Genomic DNA, 16,810 nt, shown 5'->3' on the forward strand with positions numbered 1-16,810 from the left:
GGCTTATTGCCCCGTGATCGCGGTCAGCATGGAACGCACCTTGCTCTCGACGAAGCTGAGCGAGGCGCGGTACTCCAGGGCGGCACGGCCATAGGCCGCACGCTCGGCATCGGGGTCGACGGTGTTGCCGTCGAGGCTGGGCTGCACCCCTTCACGGGCCACCTGGAACGGGTTCAGGCCACTACTGATTTCGTAGTGCTGTTCGTTGGTGGTGGTCATCAGGCCGTTGGCATTCTGGCCCTGGGCGTGGCGCAGGGCGGCATCGAAGTCCAGGTCCTGGGCCTTGTAGCCGGGAGTGTCGGCATTGCCGAGGTTGCTGGCGATCAGCTTCATCCGCTGTTCGCGCAACGGCATGGCCTGGGCGTGGACGCCCAGGTAGTCGGTAATCAGGTTGCGCACGGTGCACTCCCACGGGAACGTTGCCCGGGGAGCTGCAAGGGGTGTGCCAAATTCGAGACGGTAGTGCCGGCCGCTGGCCGGCTCCCCGATAGATCTGCGGTTGCCGGCCAGCGGCCGGCACTACCGGATCAGTGATCTCAGGCTGCCAGTGCCACCTTGCGCAGGCGGTCCAGCACGAAATCAGCCAGTTCGTGAGGCGAGTATTTGGCGACGAAGGCGTTGGCGCCGACGCGCTCTACCATCGCATTGTTGAATACGCCCGACAGCGAGGTGTGCAGCAGCACGTACAGGCCGGCCAGGCCCGGATGGCGCCGGATTTCCGTCGTCAGCGTGTAGCCGTCCATGGCCGGCATCTCGATGTCCGAGATGACCATGGCATAGCGCTCGGCCGGGTTTTCACCGGAGGCGTGGATCTGCAGCAGGTGGTCCAGCGCTTGCTTGCCGTCGGAAAGCAGGGTGGCACCCACGCCCAGCTGGTCCAGCACGCTGCGGATCTGCTGGCGGGCCACGCGCGAGTCGTCCACCACCAGCACCTGCAACTGCGGGCCGTCGGCCGGCATCGCCATCGCCGGGTCCAGTACCGCTTCGCCGCGGACCTGGGCAATGTCGGCCAGCACGCTTTCCACGTCGATCACCTGGATCAGCTCGCCCTGGAAACGGGTCACGGCGGTCAGGTAGCTCGATTCGGCGCCCAGCTCCGGCGGCGGGTGGATGTCCTCCACCGCGATGTTGACGATGCGCTCCACGCCGCTGACCAGGAAGCCCTGGATCGAGCGGTTGAATTCGGTGACGACCAGGTAGCCGGGGGCGGTATCCGCGTCGGGCTCACGTTCGGGGTGGCCGATGGCCAGGCCCAGGTCCAGCACCGGCACCGAGCGCCCGCGCACGTCGGCCACGCCGGCAAACTGGCTCGGCAGCCCCGGCACCTGGAACAGTTCCGGGCGACGCAGGACTTCCTGCACCTTGAAGACGTTGACGCCAAAAAGCTGACGTCCGCCGAGACGGAACAGCAGCAGCGCCAGGCGATTGTGACCGGCCAGTCGGGTCCGCTGGTCGATCCGGTTGAGCAGGTCATGGGACATGGCTGCTGTATCGGCGCCGCAGCGGCGGAACTTGAGCGCTTTGTGCTCGACCCCGCTCTTGTAGAGTCGAGCTTGCTCGACTGCATTTACGTCCAGTCGAGCAAGCTCGACTCTACACAAACCCCTCTGGCACACCCCTTGCACGCTCCTGGGCCAGATCCCCTCGACAGGAGGCGCCATGCGCCGGGTCACAACTCTATTTGCCATCGCGCTGGCCGTGGCCTCGCCGTGGGCGGCCGCTGCCGACTGGCAACCGGTCGCCAGCATCCGCACGGCGGCCTTGTCGACGCTGCCAGCCGGCAGCGAAGGCGAGGCGCAGGTGGCCGATGCGCTGCGCCTGCCCAGGTGCGGGGGTGCGCTGCAGGTGCAGCCCACCGCCAACACCACCGTAGAGGTCAGCTGCCCGGATGCGGGTGGCTGGCGGTTGTTCGTACCGGTGAAGGTGCGGCGCAACCAGACCGTACTGGTGCTCAACCGCGGAATCGGTACTGGAGAAACCCTCACCGCCGCCGATATCACCACTGCCCAGCGTGACGCCGCCCGGATAGCCGGTGCGGTGCTGGCCGATCCCAACGCGGCGATCGGCCGCATCGCCCGCCGTCCATTGCAGGCCGGAGCTGTGCTGTCGAACAACGATCTGGTGGTGCAGCGTCTCATCAAGCGAGGAGACAATGTCGCGCTGGTGTCGCGTCGCGGCTCGGTCGAGGTCCGCATTGCCGGCCGCGCAATGGGCGATGCCGGTGAGAACGAACGGGTCTCGGTGGAGAACCTGTCCTCGCGGCGGATCGTGCAGGGCACGGTCGATGCCGCAGGTGACGTAATCGTGGCGCGTTGATTCAGTGCAAGAAATCCCTAAAGATCACGGCCCTGCGGCCGTTATCCCTTGTGAACGGCAACTCCAGGACACCCCATGAGCCAGAAAATCGACGGCAACCTGCAGGTCCCCCAGGCACTGCGCAGCGTGACGACCCCGGCCAGCAAGCCCGGCGTCAGCAGCGATTCGCCGGCACGCCCGGTCGAGGCAGCCGACAGCCTGCGCCTGACCGGCGAGGCCACCAATCTGCAGGCCATCGAGCGTGAGCTGAGCACCGCGCCGGCCATCGACGCCCAGCGCGTGGCGGCCGTGCGCGAATCGCTGCAGAACGGCACCTACAAGATCAATCCGGACGCGATCGCATCGCGCATGCTTGAGCTGGACCAGCAGCTGCAGGGATGACGGCGGCGATGAGCGAGCCGCTGCAGCGCCTTGCCCAGGCCCTGGACGTTGAACGCCAGGCCCTGGTCGAGCACGACGTGCATGCCCTGATCCGGGCCACCGGGGCCAAGCTGGAAGCGCTGCGGGCGCTGGAAGGCGCGCCTCCGGTCGGGCAGGGCGAGCAGCTGCAGGAACTGGCCGAGCGCAACCGCGCCAACGGCGTGCTGCTCTCGCGGCGCCGCCGTGAGGTCAACTGGGCGCTGCGCCAGCTCGGCCGTACCGAGGACGCCTCGTCCTACGACGCCAAGGGCCAGTCGCACGCGATCATGGCGGGCCGCCCGCTCGCCGTCGCCTGAGGCGACGGCCGATCCCCTTGCCGGGCTGAAGCGCGCTGCACGACCGCGTATATTGGGCGCCTGTTCGAACGCCCCGAGTTGCCGTGTCCGCTGCCAACGCCCTCGTTACTGCCCCCTTCCGCCGCAGCCGGTGCTGCAGGCTCTGCTTGAGCGCCTGCGCGAAGGCCTGCTGCTGTTCACCGAGGATGGGCAGGTGGCCCTGGCCAACCCGGCCGCGCAGGCCCTGCTTGCCGGTGCCGAAGGAACGGCATTGCCGCCGCCACAGCGCTTGCGTGAACTGCTGCCGCCGGACGCACTGGAACATGCGCGCCAGCAGGGGCAGTGGAATGGCAGTCTGCCGCTGGGCGAGGGCGTGGTCATCGCCCATCTGTACCACCACGGCCCGGTGGGCCAGGGGCATTTCCTGGCGCTGTTCCGCCATATCGAAGGCCAGGAAGATTACGAACGCGAGCTGCAGCAGCGCCATGCCGAGCTGCGCCAGGCCTATCTGCGCCTGAACGGTACCCAGGAAAAGCTGCTGCAGTCGGAAAAGATGGCGTCCATCGGCCAGCTCGCCGCCGGTGTCGCGCACGAGATCAACAATCCGATCGGCTACGTGCACTCCAACCTGGGCAGCCTGCAGGAGTACCTGCGCAGCCTGTTCACCGTGATCGAGGCCTATGAGCGCGCACTGCGCGCGCCGGACCCGAAAGCGCTGATTCCGGAAATCGACGATATCCGTGACCGCCTGGACATCGACTTCATCAGCCGCGACCTGCCGCAGCTGATGGCCGAGTCGCGCGAGGGCATCGAACGGGTGACCCGCATCGTGCGCGACCTGAAGGACTTCTCGTATTCCGGCCGCGACGAGTCGTGGAAGCTGGTCGACCTGCATGCAGGCCTGGAATCGACCATCAACATCATCTGGAACGAGCTCAAGTACAAGGTCACCCTGGTGCGTGAATTCGGCCAGCTGCCGCTGGTGGAGTGCCTGCCGTCCGAGTTGAACCAGGTCTACATGAACCTGTTGCTCAATGCGGGCCACGCCATCGCCGAGCGCGGCACGATCACCGTGCGTACCGGTGCCGATGGTGACCAGGTGTGGGTCGAATTCGAGGACACCGGCGGCGGCATCTCGCCGGAACTGCGCCAACGCATCTTCGATCCGTTCTTCACCACCAAGCCCGTTGGCAGCGGCACCGGTCTGGGCCTGTCGATCTCCTACAGCATCATCAACAAGCACCATGGCCGCATCGACCTGGACAGCACGCCCGGCGTCGGCTCGCGCTTCCGCGTGGTATTGCCGGTGAAGCAGCCGCGCTGACCGGCATCCTCGCCGAATCCGCCGCCCCAGAGCAGCCGGCCAGCGGCCGGCTCTACCGGGCCTGGGTGGTGCCGGCCGCCGGCCGGCATCCACGTCGAATCCGGCGCCGGATCATCACCGCAGCGGTCGATCCTCACCGCCATCCACCGGCTCGGCCGCTGCCGGTCCGGCATTGCTGCGGCGCTGCTCCTCGTAGGTGCGGAACGCCTGGTGGATGTGCTTGCGCAGTTCGTCGTCGTTCCAGGGCTTGGTCAGGAAGCGGTAGATCGCACCACGGTTGATCGCATCGGTCACCGTGTTCAGGTCCGTGTAGCCGGACAGCACCAGGCGGATCGTATCCGGGTACAGCATCTTCACCCGGCCCAGGAACTCGGTGCCGCTCATGTCGCTCATGCGCTGATCGGACAGGATCACCTGCACGTCGTTGATCGCCAGCAGGTCGAAGGCATCGCGCACGTTGCCAGCGGCCAGGATGCGGTAGCCGTCACGGCGGAACAGGCGCACCAGCGAACGCAGTACGTTCTCTTCATCGTCCAGCAGCAGCAGCGTGCGGTCCGGGCGGGTTTCGGCGAAGGCCTCCGGGCGCAGGTAACGGCGGCGCAGGGTCATGCCAGCGGCATCGGCCGACATCGGCTCGCCGAACAGATAGCCCTGGAACACGTCGCAGTCGTTGCGGCGCAGGAAGCCCAGCTGCGCCTGCGATTCCACGCCATTGGCAATGACGGTCATGCCCAGCTGGTGGCCCATGGCGATGATCGCGCGGGCGATGGCCGCCTCGCGATTACCGGCCGGGGCGCTCTTGATGAAGCTGCGGTCGATCTTCAGCTTGTCCACCGGGTAGCGCACCAGTGCGCTGAGGCTGGAGTCGCCGGTGCCGAAGTTGTCCAGGCTCAGGCTGATGCCTTCGTTGCGCAGGTTGGCCAGCGTCTCATGCACGAAATTGACGTTGTTGGTCAACGCACTCTCGTTGATCTCCAGCGTCAGCATCTGTGCCGGCACACCGGCGGCCTGCATCAGGCCCATCACCTCGGCAAAGAAATTGGGGCGCAGCAGCTGCAGGGTAGACACGTTGACCGCGATGGTGAAATCGTCAAAACCCTGGTCACGCCACAGCCGCGCCTGCTTCAACGCACCCTCCAGCACCCAGGTGCCGATCTGCACGATGATGCCCAGCCGCTCGGCGGTGCGCATGAAGCGCTCCGGCACCAGCATGCCCAGCGTGGGCGACTGCCAGCGCAGCAGCGCTTCCATGCCCACTACGTGGCCGTCGCGGGCGCTGACCAGCGGCTGATAGCGCAGCTTCAGCTCACCGTTGGGAATGGCATCGACGATCTGGCGGGCGATGATGCTCTCGCTGTGCGCACTGGGCGGGGTATCCACTGCGTGGATGCGCACCGCGTTGCCGCCTTCGCGGGCGGCCTGGTACAGCGCATCTTCGGCATGGTCGAGCAGACGCGAGGTGCTGCTGGCGTGTTCCGGGCACAGGCTCACGCCGAGCTTGCCGGTCATGAACAGCGTGTACGGCAGCACCGACAGCGGCAGTTCCATCTGCTGACGGATCTCTTCGGCGAAATCCTCCGGCAGCGGCACATCGTCGGTGCGCGGTACGGCCAGCAGGAACTCGTCGCTGCCATGCCGCCACAGCTTGCCGCGCCCGCGCAGATAGGACTGCAGCCGCTGTGCCACCAGCACCAGCGCCTGGTCGCCCACTTCGGCACTCATGTTCTCGTTGACCGAGGCGAAGTGGTCGATGTCCACGTGCATCAGCATCAGCGCCGTGCCCCCGGAGGCGGCCTCGGCGACCATCGCCTGCAGCTCGGGGTTGCCGGCGCCAAGGCGATCGGGTGCATCATCGATGCTGACCGGGGGCAGGTTGGGATTCCACATAGGCTCAGTATTCCGGTGACTCGACAGCGGCCATGCCGGCCGCCTGGTAGGGGAGATGAACATCGACCAGGGTGCCTTCGCCGTGCGCCGATTCGATCCGCACGTGGCCTCCCACGCTCTGTGCGCGCTCGCGCATCACGATCAGGCCCAGCCCGCGTGGACCGTCCGGATCGAAGCCTTCGCCGTCGTCGCGGATCTGCAGGTGCAGGCCGCGCTGGCCGACGTCGCGCAGCTGCAGCTGCACCTGGCTGGCACGCGCGTGGCGCAGCACGTTGGTCAGGCTTTCCTGGGCGATGCGGAAGCAGGCCTGTTCAATGCTGGTGTCCGGCCGATGCGGCAGTGACTCGATTTCGGCCAGCAGCTCCACCGGCGAAGAGCGGAACAGCACGCGGGCCTGCCAGCTCAGTGCGGCCTCCAGCCCCAGCGCATCCAGCTGCGGTGGACGCAACAGGGTCGAGATGTCGCGCAGCTTGGCCACGGTGGTGTCGGCCAGGCTGACGATCTGCGCCAGGTCATCGGCGCGCCGGCGCGGATCTTCTTCATCCTGCGCGGCATGCGCCGACAGCTTGATGGCGGTGATCGCCTGGCCGATGTCGTCGTGCAGGTCACGCGAGATCGCGCGGCGCTCGTCCTCCTGCAACGAGAACAGGCGGCCGGCCATGGCCTGCAGCTCGCGGTTGCTGGTTTCCAGTGCGCTGCGCGTGCGCTCCGAATCGCTCAGGTCGCGCACGATCAGCAGCTTGCAGTCGCGACCGCCGTAACGCACTTCACCCACGGCCAGCCCGGCGTGGAAGCTGCGCCCGTCGGCGCGTTGCATGGCCACCACGCTGCTGTGGCCCGGCCCCAGGTGCAGCTGGCCGGCGCGCAGCTGGCTGCGTACCCGGGCCAGATCGCCGGCGGCCACCAGTGCCGACAGCGGTTCGCCCAGCAGGGTGTGGCTGCCATAACCGAACAGGCTGGCGGCCCAGGCATTGGCGTACAGCACATGCTCTTCGGAGAGGATCACCACGCCGTCGGGCAGCACCCGCACCAGCTCGCGGAACTGCTCTTCGCGCTCACGCAGCAGGCGCCGCGACTGTTCGCGCTCGGTCACATCCTGCAGGGTGCCCAGCACGCGGCTGCGCCCGGCCTCGTCGAATCCGCTGGCGGCGCGCAGATGCACCATCAGTGCGCGCCCGTCCATCGACAGCAAGGGCAGCAGCACGTCCACCTGCACGGCCTCGCCCGAACACAGCTCGCCCAGCAGCTGTTCGGTCTGCGCGGCGGTAGCCGGGTCGGCCGGCACCAGCAGCTCGTCGAACCGGTGCCAGCGACGGGCCTCGGGCGGGCGACGACCGAGCAGGCGGTAGACCTGGTTGGAATAACGCCCCAGGCCGGTCGACGGATCCAGTTCCCAGGCGCCGATGCGGGCCAGTTCATGGGCTTCTTCCACGCGCGCCAGCGCCTGGTCACGACGCAGCTGGGCCAGGTCTTCGGCGGTACGGTCGATGGCAATCAGCAGGCGTGCGTTGTGGCCGTCGAAGCCGATGGCGTTGGAGCGCAGCTCCATCTGCCGCAGTGAACCGTCGCGCAGCTGCAGCTGCGTGCGCAGGATGCACAGCTCCTCGGGTGCCTCGCGGATGGCTTCCAGCTTGGTCTGCAGGGCCTGGTCCTGGCCCGGCGGCCACAGCGCGTCGATGGTCTGTTCCAGCAGTTCCCCGCGCTCCCAGCCGAAGGCGCTGCAGGCGGCCGGGTTGGCATCGAGGATGGCCAGCGTGTCCAGGTCGTAGACCAGGATCGGGCCGGGGTTGCCTTCGAACATCTGCCGCAGACGCAGCTCCGAGGCCTGCTGGCGGGCATGGGTATGCAGTACGTGCTCGGCCAGCGGGCGCAGCAGCAGGTACAGCAGTCCCGCACTGGCCAGCGCGAAGAACGAACCCTTCAGCCCCTGCCACAATGCCGCCTGCTGCGGATCGGGGATGAAGGCCTGCACCGCGCTGTCGGTGGAGATCATCCAGGCCAGCGCCATCACCAGGTAGCTCAGCACCACCCGCCGCCGGTCGCGGCTCAACGCCTGCGCCATCCGCGGGTCGGGAACAGGGGCGTTGCCGGTCGGTTCTGCGGGCATGGACAGGGCGGAAGAAGGGGGCGCCGGCCATCTTACCGCGCAGGTGTGCCCTGGCCACTCAATTATCCGCCGCAGGGGCCGTTAACCACTGCGTGCCCCGCTGACGGGCGTGTCATCCGGAGCAAGATCGCGTGGACCAAGGGATCATCGCCAGCCTGCTGCAGCACCCGCTTGCGTCGGCACTGGTCATCGTCGACCGTACCGGCCGCCCGCTGGCGGCCAACCCGGCCGCGCGTGAACACGGGCTGCCGGCCACCGTGGCCGCGTATGCCCCGATGCTGGAAGATCTGCGGCTGATGGCGGCCGATGGCGGCATCGTGGCCTGCACGCTGCCGGGCGGCCCACGCGGTCATTTCGATGGCCACCTGCGCGCCGTGCATGACGGTGCCGGCAATCTGCTGGCCTTCACCCTCAGCATTCCCGAGCCGGTTCCGGTGGATGGGGGCGGGCGCTGGGAGCTGGCACTGGACAGCGCCGGCCACAGCCTGTGGGACTGGGACATCCCCAGTGACCGGGTGGCGCGGACTCCAGCGCTGGGTGATGAAACCGCCACTGCGATGCTCTCGCGTGTGCATGGTGATGACATCGTGCAGGTCCGCGCTGCGCTGGACGAGCATCTGCGCGGCCTGAGCGAGCAGTACAGCGCACAGTTCCGTTTCCGCCAGGCCGACGGCCAGTGGCGCTGGGTGCTGGACCGTGGCCGCGTGGTGGCGCGTACCGCCGATGGCCAGCCGTTGCGGATGGTCGGCACGCATACCGATATCGAGCAGCAGAAGCAGCTGGAAGCGCTGCTGCAGGAGCAGCAGCTGCATCTGAGCGAAGCCCAGCGCATTGCCAGCATGGGCAGCTGGTCGTTCGATCCCAACACGGGGCATTTCTGGTGGTCGCCGGAGCTGCGCTCGCTGCTGGCCCTGGAGCAGGGCGCCGTACCCGGCCAGCGGCGCTGGCTCAAGCATCTGCATCCGAGATCGCGCGGGGCGTTGCGCGCGGCCTGGCGGCGCCTGTGGCGCGATGGCCGTGCTGCCAATCTGGAGCTGGAGCTGACCCGCGGCAACGAACCCTCGCAGCATCTGCGCCTGTGGATGCAGCCGCTGCTGGACATGGACGGCCAGCCCAAGCGCCTGCTTGGCCAGGTGCAGAACATCACCGAGCAGCACCAGACCGATGCGCTGATCCGCTGGCGCACCGAGCTGCTCAACCGCGTTTCCGCGCTGGGACGCATCGGCGGCTGCGAGATTGAAGTGCAGACCCGGCACATGCAGTGGACCGAGGAGTGCTACCGCATCCACGGCCTGCGCAAGGAACCGATCACCCTCGACCAGGCGCTGGCGCTGTACACCGAGGATTCGCGCAACGCCTTCGAAGCCGCGCTGGCTCGTATTGCCGACGGCGGGCTGCCCGAGCAACTGGACCTGTGCTTCTATCGCCAGTCGGGCCTGCGGGTGTGGGTGCAGGTACTGATCGAGCTGGACCGGCGCGACGGCCTGCCAGCACGCTTCGTGGTGCTGTTCCGTGACATCACCCGCGAACGTGAGGCCAACGAGCGCATTGAACTGCTGGCCCATTACGATCTGCTGACCGGTCTGCCCAACCGGGTGCTGCTCGGCGAGCAGACCGCCGAGGCCATCGAGGAAGCGCGCGATCGCGGCACCTCGTTGGCGATGCTGTTCATCGACCTGGATGGCTTCAAGACCATCAATGACAGCTTCGGCCACGCCACTGGCGATGCGCTGCTGAAGGCCGCCGCCACCCGCCTGCACCAGAACCTGCGCAACAACGATCTGTTCGGCCGCTTCAGCGGCGATGAGTTCATCGTAGTGCTGCGCGATCTGGCCGAGCCGGAAGACGCCGGCCACGTGGCGCGCAAGCTGATCGCCTCGCTGGCCGAGCCGCTGCGCCGTGGCGAGACTACCCTGAAGGTAGGCGCCAGCGTCGGCATCGCGATGCTGGGTGATGCGCAGACCGACTTCGATTCCCTGCTGCGCGCCGCCGACGCGGCGATGTACGCGGCCAAGGAAGCGGGACGCAATACCTACCAGTACTACAGCCAGGACGCCCTGGCCCGCATCCAGCGCCGGCTGGAGATCGAGCATGCCCTGCATGGCGCGATCGAGCGCGAAGAGTTCAGTCTGGCCTACCAGCCGTTGCTGCACGCCCACCAGGGCGAGCCACCGGCGATCGAGGCGCTGCTGCGTTGGCATCGGCCTGGCATCGGCTATTGCAGCCCGGCCGAGTTCATCCCCATCGCCGAGAAATGTGGCGAGATCGTGCGCATCGGTGACTGGGTGCTGGGCGAGGCATGCCGTCAGGCGGCCGCCTGGGATCGGACCGGCCTGCGTTTTGACCGCATTGCAGTGAACGTATCGGCCGTGCAGCTGCGCGACCGTGGCTTCGCCGAGCGCGTGATCGAGATCTGCCACGCCCACGGCTGGCCGCCGCAGCGGCTGGAACTGGAGCTCACCGAGTCGGCCCTGATTCGTGACACCGACATCCTGCGCCATTGCTTCGATGTGCTGGAACGGCATGGCGTACCGCTGGCGGTGGACGATTTCGGTACCGGCTTCTCCAACCTCAACTACCTCAACCGCTTCCCGGTTGGGCGCCTGAAGATCGACCGCAGCTTCGTGCAGGGCATGCTGCATGATTCGGGCACGGCCGAAGTGACCCAGGCGATCGTGCATCTGGGCCACGCGCTGGGCATGAAGGTGGTGGCCGAGGGCGTGGAAACACACCAGGAAGAAGACATGCTGCGCCGCCAGGGCTGCGACGAGATCCAGGGCTACCTGTACTCACGCCCGCTCAGCCCCCGCGACCTGGCGCAGTGGCTGCGCCAGCAACACCCGATGCCGATGCGCACCGACGCCAGCGGCGAAGTGGTGCTGGTGCGCTGACAATCCACTCTGGTGGGTGCCGACCCTGGTCGGCATGCGCGCCGATACGCCCGTCCACGTCTCGCCATCAGCGACGCTGTGCAAGCTCTGCGAGCACATCCAGCGCCTTGCGTTTTACCACGTTGCCAAGGCGCCAGCCATGTTCTGACACGGGCTCTGTCGAGGTGTAGATCTCTCCGTCGTTCAGCGGCCCCAACAGCCCACAGGCTCGCCAGAACATTGATTGGCCGTCCTCGGTCGGGACATCCAGTTCGGGATCGCCCAATGTCAGCAGGAAGTCGTGCAGGCGCTGGTTGCGGGCGATGCCGCTTGCTGGAAGAGTCAACACTGCAGGCGCGCACAGGTAGCCCTCGTGTGGTTCAAGCGTGAGTTCGACGCCAGTGTTCTCGCCACAGATCAGCATCTGGCCGAATGGCGAAAGCGCATATACGTGAAAGCTATCCTTGCCGCATAGCGGGGTGCCTGCCAGAAAAGCGGCGAGGACGGCCTCGTACTGGACAGGATCGACCATCGCCAGTCGATCATCGTGATAGCGCGCCAGTCCATCGCGCTGCCACAGCGCCAGCAATACATCCGGGAACCTGTCCTTCCAGAGGGTCAGCGTGGTGTCAGTGACAAGCGATCCTGCAGTGCTGGCGCAGAGTTGATCCAGAACGCTCTTCACGATGGGACTGGGAGTATCGGAATCCGCGACTGCCGAGCAACACGCTGGGTGTTCCCAGGCTTCCGCAGCTTCCGGCAGCAGGTCGAGAAATGTCAGCATGATCTCGGCCCGCGCAAGCTCCTGGCTCAAGTCCTGGGTTGAAATGAGGGCGGCCCTGTCTCCGCAGACGAGAAGCAATGTTCCCGCCGATAGGCTTTGCCATGGCTCGTTCAGCACCAGATAGCGCTCGGGTGCTCCGTCCACATCGGCGTCCAGGATGATGACCTGCGGACCATCCTGCAGGCACCCGGCCGAGATCTCGACAGTTGCATCGATTGTGCCTGCGTCAGGATCGGTCACATCGACAGGTGCGGGGTAGGGCTGCTGGAACGCTCCAAGAGTCCGCAGCGCCTGCTGAAGCGCTGCGAGCGATTCAGTGTCCAAGGTCAATGGATCACGGGTTGCCGGGAGAGCCAAAGCAACTGAAAGACAAAGAGAGGCGCTGGTCATCTGCCTGCATGCGAATCGAAATCGGTCTTTCAAGATGAAGGACAGAATCGTTCTCGATCCATGCAATTAGTCGGAAATCCTTGAGTCCCGTTGCGTCATCCACGCATGGCGTGGATCTACCGGTTCATCAATGCGATGCCTGCGATCGAATAGCTGGCGATCAGCAGCCCGATCACGTACTCCGCCACGATGATCAGCCAATAGGTCATCGGCTCGATCTCGCGCCATACATCAATGGTGCCGTAGCGGTGATGGCTTAAATGGACGTGCCCGGTATGGATGGCCGTTGCCGCCGCCCAGGCAGCCAGGAAGGCCATCAGCAGGAAGAGCAGGCTGCCGAACAGGAACGCGACCGGTCGATGCCGGGGTGGCCGCAAGGTGGCGTAGGCGGGGCGCCAGGTGAACGTGACGGCGATGAGCACCATCGCAGCAAATCCCAGCCAGGTCATGAACGTGGTGCTCATGCGACGACACTCCGTGTCCAGTCGTAGACGACGTACGCGGATCATGCCATGGGTTTGCAGCGGGTGGCGGTAAAGCCATCCACGCATGGCGTGGATCTACCTCAGGGCTTCGCCATCCAGACCCAGGTCCCAGGCCAGTCCGAGCAGTTCTTCGCCCGCAGGCAAGGGGCAGGCCGCGCATCGGCCAGCTGCTGCAGTTCACGGATTTCCTCGCGTGCCACGTCCTCCAGCTGCTGCAGCTGCTCACGCACGCTCGCGTTGCGCGGGCGCTCAGTATCGGTCAGAGAGGGCAGGGCGCGGATCAGGGTCATGGTGCGCGTACAGGATGCATCCAACGGCAGGGTACAGGCAAAGGCCCCGGAATGACCGGGGCCTTGCGGGCTGCCGGTAACGGCAGCGGACATCAGGATCAGAACAGCTCGACGGTGCCAGCGCCCATGCTCTGCTGGGCAACCGGCTTGTGCGGCGGGCGCTCCCACTCGCTGCGCAGTTCGCGCAGGCGGCTGCCGGTGCGCTGCAGGGCGGTGGCGATCTCTTCGTCGAAGACGCCGCCGTTGCGGTGCAGCAGTTCCTGCAGGGCCACGGCTTCGCGATTGATGGCGGTCAGGCGGTCCAGGTGGGTGTGCACGCCGCCCAGGGCCTGGGTGGCGATGTCCTCGAACTGCAGGGCGCGCACGGCCTCGGCCACGCTGCCATCAATCGAACGGGCGCACTCGGACACTTCGCGCATGCCGTCGCCCAGCGAGGCATTGATCTGGGCCACGTTGTCGAGCATCGCCGCCGCTTCCTGGCGTGCTTCGCGGGAACGGTCCATATCGCGCGAGGCCATGTGCGAGACGGTTTCGCGCACCTTGGCGATGGCGTCCTTGGAGCTGTGCGCCAGCTTGCGGATCTGCTCGTTGAAGGTGGTCGAGCGTTCGGACAGGTTGCGCACCTCGTCGGCCACCACCGCGAAGCCACGACCGGCTTCACCGGCACGCGCCGCTTCAATGGCAGCGTTCAGGGCCAGCAGGTTGGTCTGGTCGGCAATCGACTTGACGTCTTCCAGCAGCGCGAAGATGCCATCCAGGTGCTGCGCCATCTGGTCGATGTGCTGCACGGTGGTCGAGCTCTGGCCGCTGACCTGTTCCAGCGCTTCCACCAGCTGTTCCATGCGGTGGCTGGCGTGCTGGGCAAAGCGGGCGACGTCCAGGCCGGCGCTGCCTTCATCACCGGCGCGGTCGACGATGCGTGACAGGGCCTGGCTCTGCTGGCGCGACTTGCGGTTCATCGCATCGAAGCTGCCGCCGAGGCTGGAGACGGCCTGGCGGATCAGGTCGCGGGCGCGTTCCACTTCACCACGCGAACCGTCGATCTCGTTGCCGACGAAGTTGCGCAGCTCGGTCAGCAGCTGATCCTGCTCACGCAGGACGCGGGTGTGTTCCGGGGAACGGTGCGCTTGGGCGCGGGTGGTCCACCACGCAAAGCCCAGCCAGCTCAGCGTCATCGTGGTCAGGATCGCCCAGCGCAGGGCGGCCGGCCATTCGAAACCGATGGCGAAGGGGAGCAGCAGGGTCAGGGCCAGGGGGCGGCCAGACGGATGAAAATGCGTGAGTACATGGACGTTCTCGGGAGGTGCACGGAGGATGTATCGGCCGTACCCCCTTCTCTTTAACGTCGATGTGCCTTGATGTGCATTCTGAATGCGCCGGTTTTCCGGCGCTTGGCGGCTTCGGGGTCAGGGCCCGTTCCGTGCCGGAACGAGATCCGACCCCAAGGCCTCAGGCCAGCTGCCGGTCCACGGCCTCGATCATCGCCTTGCGGCTGAACAGGAAGTCCCAGTAGCTGCCGCCCAGCTGACGCCACAGCACCGCCGAGCGCACCGCGGCCAGCAGCAGGGCGCGGATCTCGGCCACCACGCCGGCCTGGCCCAGGTAGTGCGGGTTGCCCTGCACCATCACCCGCGGCTTGAGGTGGCTGATGGTGTCCGCGTACAGGCCGCCCAGGTTGGCCAGCACGTCCGGGTGACCACTGTCGCCCAGCTCGGCGGCCTGGCGCTGGGCGCGCTCGATGCCACTGGCAACCTTGTTCACTGTGGCGCCGTCCTGCACGAAGCGGCGTTCCAGCTGCAGCACCGACAGGGCCAGCTTGGGCAGGATCGGGTCCTGGCCCTGGCTGCGGAAATAGTTGTGCAGCAGGCGCAGGCCTGCCTTCAGTGCATGGCGGTCACCGAACACTTCCTGCGGCGAGGACGCATCGACGCGGAACACGCTGTCCACGGCGGTGCGCACGGCGGCGGCGTCGGAATGGCCGGTATCGGCGATGCGGCGGACCTGTTGCAGGGCCTGGGCAATGCCGGCCAGGGCCAGGACGCGGTCGTCGACAGTGAAACTCATGCAGCAATTACCTCAAAAGGAGAAGGGGTGGTGCGCAGGCGTTGTTCCAGCGGGGCGTCGGTGGCGGCGATCACCGCACCGCCCAGGCACACCTCACCGTCATACAGCACCAGCGACTGGCCAGGGGTGACGGCGCGCTGCGGGCGGGCAAAGGTGACCAGCACGCTGCCATCGTCCAGCACCTCGACCGTACACGGCTCGTCGGGCTGGCGGTAGCGGGTCTGCGCGGTGCATTCAAAGCGGCGCGCCGGCGGCGAGCCGGCAATCCAGTGCGCGGTCTCCGAGCGCAGGCGCTCGGACAGCATCCACGGGCTTTCACGGTCCTGGTCCACGTACAGCACGTTGCTGGCCACGTCTTTGCCGACCACATACCACGGTGCAGCGGGGCGGCCGCGCACGCCGCCGATGTTCAGGCCCTCGCGCTGGCCCAGGGTGAAATAGAACACGCCCGGATGTTCGGCGATCACGCTGCCGTCGGCCGGATCGAGGATCTGGCCCGGCCTGGCCGGCAGGTAACGGCCAAGGAACTCGCGGAAGTCGCGCTCGCCGATGAAGCAGATACCGGTGGAATCCTTCTTGGCGTGGGTCGGCAGGCTGACGTCACGCGCAATGCGGCGCAGGTCGCTCTTTTCCAGGTCGCCGATCGGGAACAGGGTGGCTGCCAGCTGCTGCTGGCCCAGCTGATGCAGGAAGTAGCTCTGGTCCTTGGAACGGTCGGCGCCGCGCAGCAGCAGCCACTGGTGGCCGCGCTGGGTCACCCGTGCGTAGTGGCCGGTGGCGATGCGCTCGGCGCCCAGCTCGCGGGCGGCGTCCAGGAAGTGCTTGAACTTCACTTCGCGGTTGCACAGCACATCCGGGTTCGGCGTGCGGCCGGCGGCATACTCGGCCAGGAAGTGCTCGAACACGCCCTGCCAGTACTCGCTGGAGAAATCGCGGAAGTGGAACGGAATGCCGAGCAGGCCGCACACGGCCACCGCGTCGCGGCGATCGTCCTCGGCGCGGCACTCGCCACTTCCGTCGTCGGCCCAGTTCTGCATGAACAGGCCGGCCACCGCTTCTCCCTGCTGCACCAGGCGCCAGGCGGCGACCGAGGAATCGACGCCACCGGAGACGCCAACCATCACGCGCGGGGTGCTCATGCGACCTCCTGGACCAGGGAAAGGGGATGGCGCTGGCCGCCCAGGTAGTCGGCCACCACCTTCCAGACCAGCGGGCTGCGCTGGCGCTCGCCGGCCGCCTGCAGTTCGGCCGGGGTCAGCCACAGGGCGCGGTCGATGCCGGTGTCCAGCGGTTGTGCCGGGTCATGCGACAGCGGCCTGGCGGCGTAGCAGAAGCGCAGGAACGCGGTGCCATCGGCGGCAGTCCACTGGTAGCAGCCGATGAAGTGGGTCAGCTCAACCGTCCAGCCGGTTTCCTCGCGGGTCTCGCGCAGGGCCGCCTCGGCCAGGCTTTCGCCCGGCTCAAGGTGGCCGGCCGGCTGGTTCAGCACCTGGCGGCCTTCAATGGTCTCTTCAACCAGCAGCACGCGGCCACCGTCAACCACCACAGTGGCGACGGTGGCATGCGGTGCCCAGCGCGGGTCCGGCGTGGCGTTCAAC

Annotated in this window: 16 protein-coding genes; 5 read left to right on the forward strand and 11 right to left on the reverse strand. The window is 67.0% G+C overall.

Features of this window, described 5'->3' with window-relative positions:
• Window positions 1–3: 3 nt before the first annotated feature.
• Together flgB and N4G47_RS08635 are read right to left on the reverse strand one after the other, a co-directional pair.
• Entirely contained in the window at window positions 4–399 is a 396-nt protein-coding gene (gene flgB / locus N4G47_RS08630; protein ID WP_107230473.1) for a flagellar basal body rod protein FlgB, read from the reverse strand.
• Between the two features lie 137 nt (window positions 400–536).
• Entirely contained in the window at window positions 537–1,481 is a 945-nt protein-coding gene (locus tag N4G47_RS08635; RefSeq protein ID WP_475286459.1) for a chemotaxis protein, read from the reverse strand.
• A gap of 178 nt (window positions 1,482–1,659) precedes the next feature.
• On the opposite strand from N4G47_RS08635, the gene flgA reads away from it, so the two are divergent.
• The 4 genes from flgA to N4G47_RS08655 all read left to right on the forward strand — a co-directional run bounded on the left by flgA (window position 1,660) and on the right by N4G47_RS08655 (window position 4,335).
• Window positions 1,660–2,316 carry a flagellar basal body P-ring formation chaperone FlgA gene (flgA, locus tag N4G47_RS08640; RefSeq protein WP_475286461.1) on the forward strand — a complete coding sequence of 219 codons (657 nt, stop codon included), beginning with the start codon at window positions 1,660–1,662 and terminating at the stop codon, window positions 2,314–2,316.
• 75 nt (window positions 2,317–2,391) lie between these two features.
• A complete protein-coding gene (flgM, locus tag N4G47_RS08645; protein WP_057496328.1) occupies window positions 2,392–2,697 on the forward strand; it encodes a flagellar biosynthesis anti-sigma factor FlgM in 306 nt (101 codons plus the stop codon).
• A complete protein-coding gene (locus N4G47_RS08650) occupies window positions 2,694–3,032 on the forward strand; it encodes a flagellar protein FlgN (protein ID WP_107230476.1) in 339 nt (112 codons plus the stop codon). The genes flgM and N4G47_RS08650 overlap by 4 nt, the downstream gene beginning before the upstream one ends.
• Before the next feature lie 130 nt (window positions 3,033–3,162).
• Entirely contained in the window at window positions 3,163–4,335 is a 1,173-nt protein-coding gene (locus N4G47_RS08655; protein ID WP_475286462.1) for an ATP-binding protein, read from the forward strand.
• A gap of 114 nt (window positions 4,336–4,449) precedes the next feature.
• Here the strand turns inward: N4G47_RS08655 and N4G47_RS08660 are convergent, their stop codons facing one another.
• Together N4G47_RS08660 and N4G47_RS08665 are read right to left on the reverse strand one after the other, a co-directional pair.
• Window positions 4,450–6,222: an EAL domain-containing protein gene (locus tag N4G47_RS08660; RefSeq protein WP_107230478.1), complete on the reverse strand. Its 1,773-nt coding sequence runs from the start codon at window positions 6,220–6,222 to the stop codon at window positions 4,450–4,452.
• A 4-nt stretch (window positions 6,223–6,226) separates the two neighbouring features.
• A complete protein-coding gene (locus tag N4G47_RS08665) occupies window positions 6,227–8,329 on the reverse strand; it encodes a PAS domain-containing sensor histidine kinase (protein ID WP_475286465.1) in 2,103 nt (700 codons plus the stop codon).
• A 131-nt stretch (window positions 8,330–8,460) separates the two neighbouring features.
• On the opposite strand from N4G47_RS08665, the gene N4G47_RS08670 reads away from it, so the two are divergent.
• Window positions 8,461–11,220, forward strand: coding sequence for a bifunctional diguanylate cyclase/phosphodiesterase (locus N4G47_RS08670; protein ID WP_475286467.1), 2,760 nt, complete (start codon window positions 8,461–8,463; stop codon window positions 11,218–11,220).
• Window positions 11,221–11,287: 67 nt separating this feature from the next.
• Here N4G47_RS08670 and N4G47_RS08675 read toward each other — a convergent pair whose 3' ends face one another.
• From N4G47_RS08675 to N4G47_RS08705, 7 genes are all read right to left on the reverse strand, one after another.
• Entirely contained in the window at window positions 11,288–12,373 is a 1,086-nt protein-coding gene (locus tag N4G47_RS08675; protein ID WP_475286469.1) for a GAD-like domain-containing protein, read from the reverse strand.
• A 116-nt stretch (window positions 12,374–12,489) separates the two neighbouring features.
• Window positions 12,490–12,837 carry a hypothetical protein gene (locus N4G47_RS08680; protein ID WP_475286471.1) on the reverse strand — a complete coding sequence of 116 codons (348 nt, stop codon included), beginning with the start codon at window positions 12,835–12,837 and terminating at the stop codon, window positions 12,490–12,492.
• 101 nt (window positions 12,838–12,938) lie between these two features.
• Entirely contained in the window at window positions 12,939–13,148 is a 210-nt protein-coding gene (locus N4G47_RS08685; protein WP_475286473.1) for a hypothetical protein, read from the reverse strand.
• 98 nt (window positions 13,149–13,246) lie between these two features.
• Window positions 13,247–14,401, reverse strand: a complete 1,155-nt coding sequence (locus N4G47_RS08690) for a methyl-accepting chemotaxis protein (protein ID WP_475289915.1) — start codon at window positions 14,399–14,401, stop codon at window positions 13,247–13,249.
• A 196-nt stretch (window positions 14,402–14,597) separates the two neighbouring features.
• A complete protein-coding gene (gene hflD, locus N4G47_RS08695; RefSeq protein ID WP_107230484.1) occupies window positions 14,598–15,212 on the reverse strand; it encodes a high frequency lysogenization protein HflD in 615 nt (204 codons plus the stop codon).
• Window positions 15,209–16,351, reverse strand: coding sequence for a tRNA 2-thiouridine(34) synthase MnmA (mnmA, locus tag N4G47_RS08700; protein WP_475286476.1), 1,143 nt, complete (start codon window positions 16,349–16,351; stop codon window positions 15,209–15,211). Before mnmA ends, hflD begins: the two co-directional genes overlap by 4 nt.
• On the reverse strand, window positions 16,348–16,809 hold the full coding sequence (locus tag N4G47_RS08705) for an NUDIX hydrolase (protein WP_107230486.1): 462 nt from the start codon (window positions 16,807–16,809) through the stop codon (window positions 16,348–16,350). Before N4G47_RS08705 ends, mnmA begins: the two co-directional genes overlap by 4 nt.
• Window position 16,810 lies beyond the last annotated feature (1 nt).

Source organism: Stenotrophomonas sp. GSD10, assembly GCF_056172695.1.

Excerpts from the sequence above, each read along its gene's own strand:
- N4G47_RS08635 (WP_475286459.1), bottom strand. The coding sequence starts at position 1,481 with ATGTCCCATGACCTGCTCAACCGGATCGACCAGCGGACCCGACTGGCC.
- flgA (WP_475286461.1), top strand. The coding sequence starts at position 1,660 with ATGCGCCGGGTCACAACTCTATTTGCCATCGCGCTGGCCGTGGCCTCG.
- flgM (WP_057496328.1), top strand. The coding sequence starts at position 2,392 with ATGAGCCAGAAAATCGACGGCAACCTGCAGGTCCCCCAGGCACTGCGC.
- N4G47_RS08650 (WP_107230476.1), top strand. The coding sequence starts at position 2,694 with ATGACGGCGGCGATGAGCGAGCCGCTGCAGCGCCTTGCCCAGGCCCTG.
- N4G47_RS08660 (WP_107230478.1), bottom strand. The coding sequence starts at position 6,222 with ATGTGGAATCCCAACCTGCCCCCGGTCAGCATCGATGATGCACCCGAT.
- N4G47_RS08665 (WP_475286465.1), bottom strand. The coding sequence starts at position 8,329 with ATGCCCGCAGAACCGACCGGCAACGCCCCTGTTCCCGACCCGCGGATG.
- N4G47_RS08675 (WP_475286469.1), bottom strand. The coding sequence starts at position 12,373 with ATGACCAGCGCCTCTCTTTGTCTTTCAGTTGCTTTGGCTCTCCCGGCA.
- N4G47_RS08680 (WP_475286471.1), bottom strand. The coding sequence starts at position 12,837 with ATGAGCACCACGTTCATGACCTGGCTGGGATTTGCTGCGATGGTGCTC.
- N4G47_RS08685 (WP_475286473.1), bottom strand. The coding sequence starts at position 13,148 with ATGACCCTGATCCGCGCCCTGCCCTCTCTGACCGATACTGAGCGCCCG.
- hflD (WP_107230484.1), bottom strand. The coding sequence starts at position 15,212 with ATGAGTTTCACTGTCGACGACCGCGTCCTGGCCCTGGCCGGCATTGCC.
- mnmA (WP_475286476.1), bottom strand. The coding sequence starts at position 16,351 with ATGAGCACCCCGCGCGTGATGGTTGGCGTCTCCGGTGGCGTCGATTCC.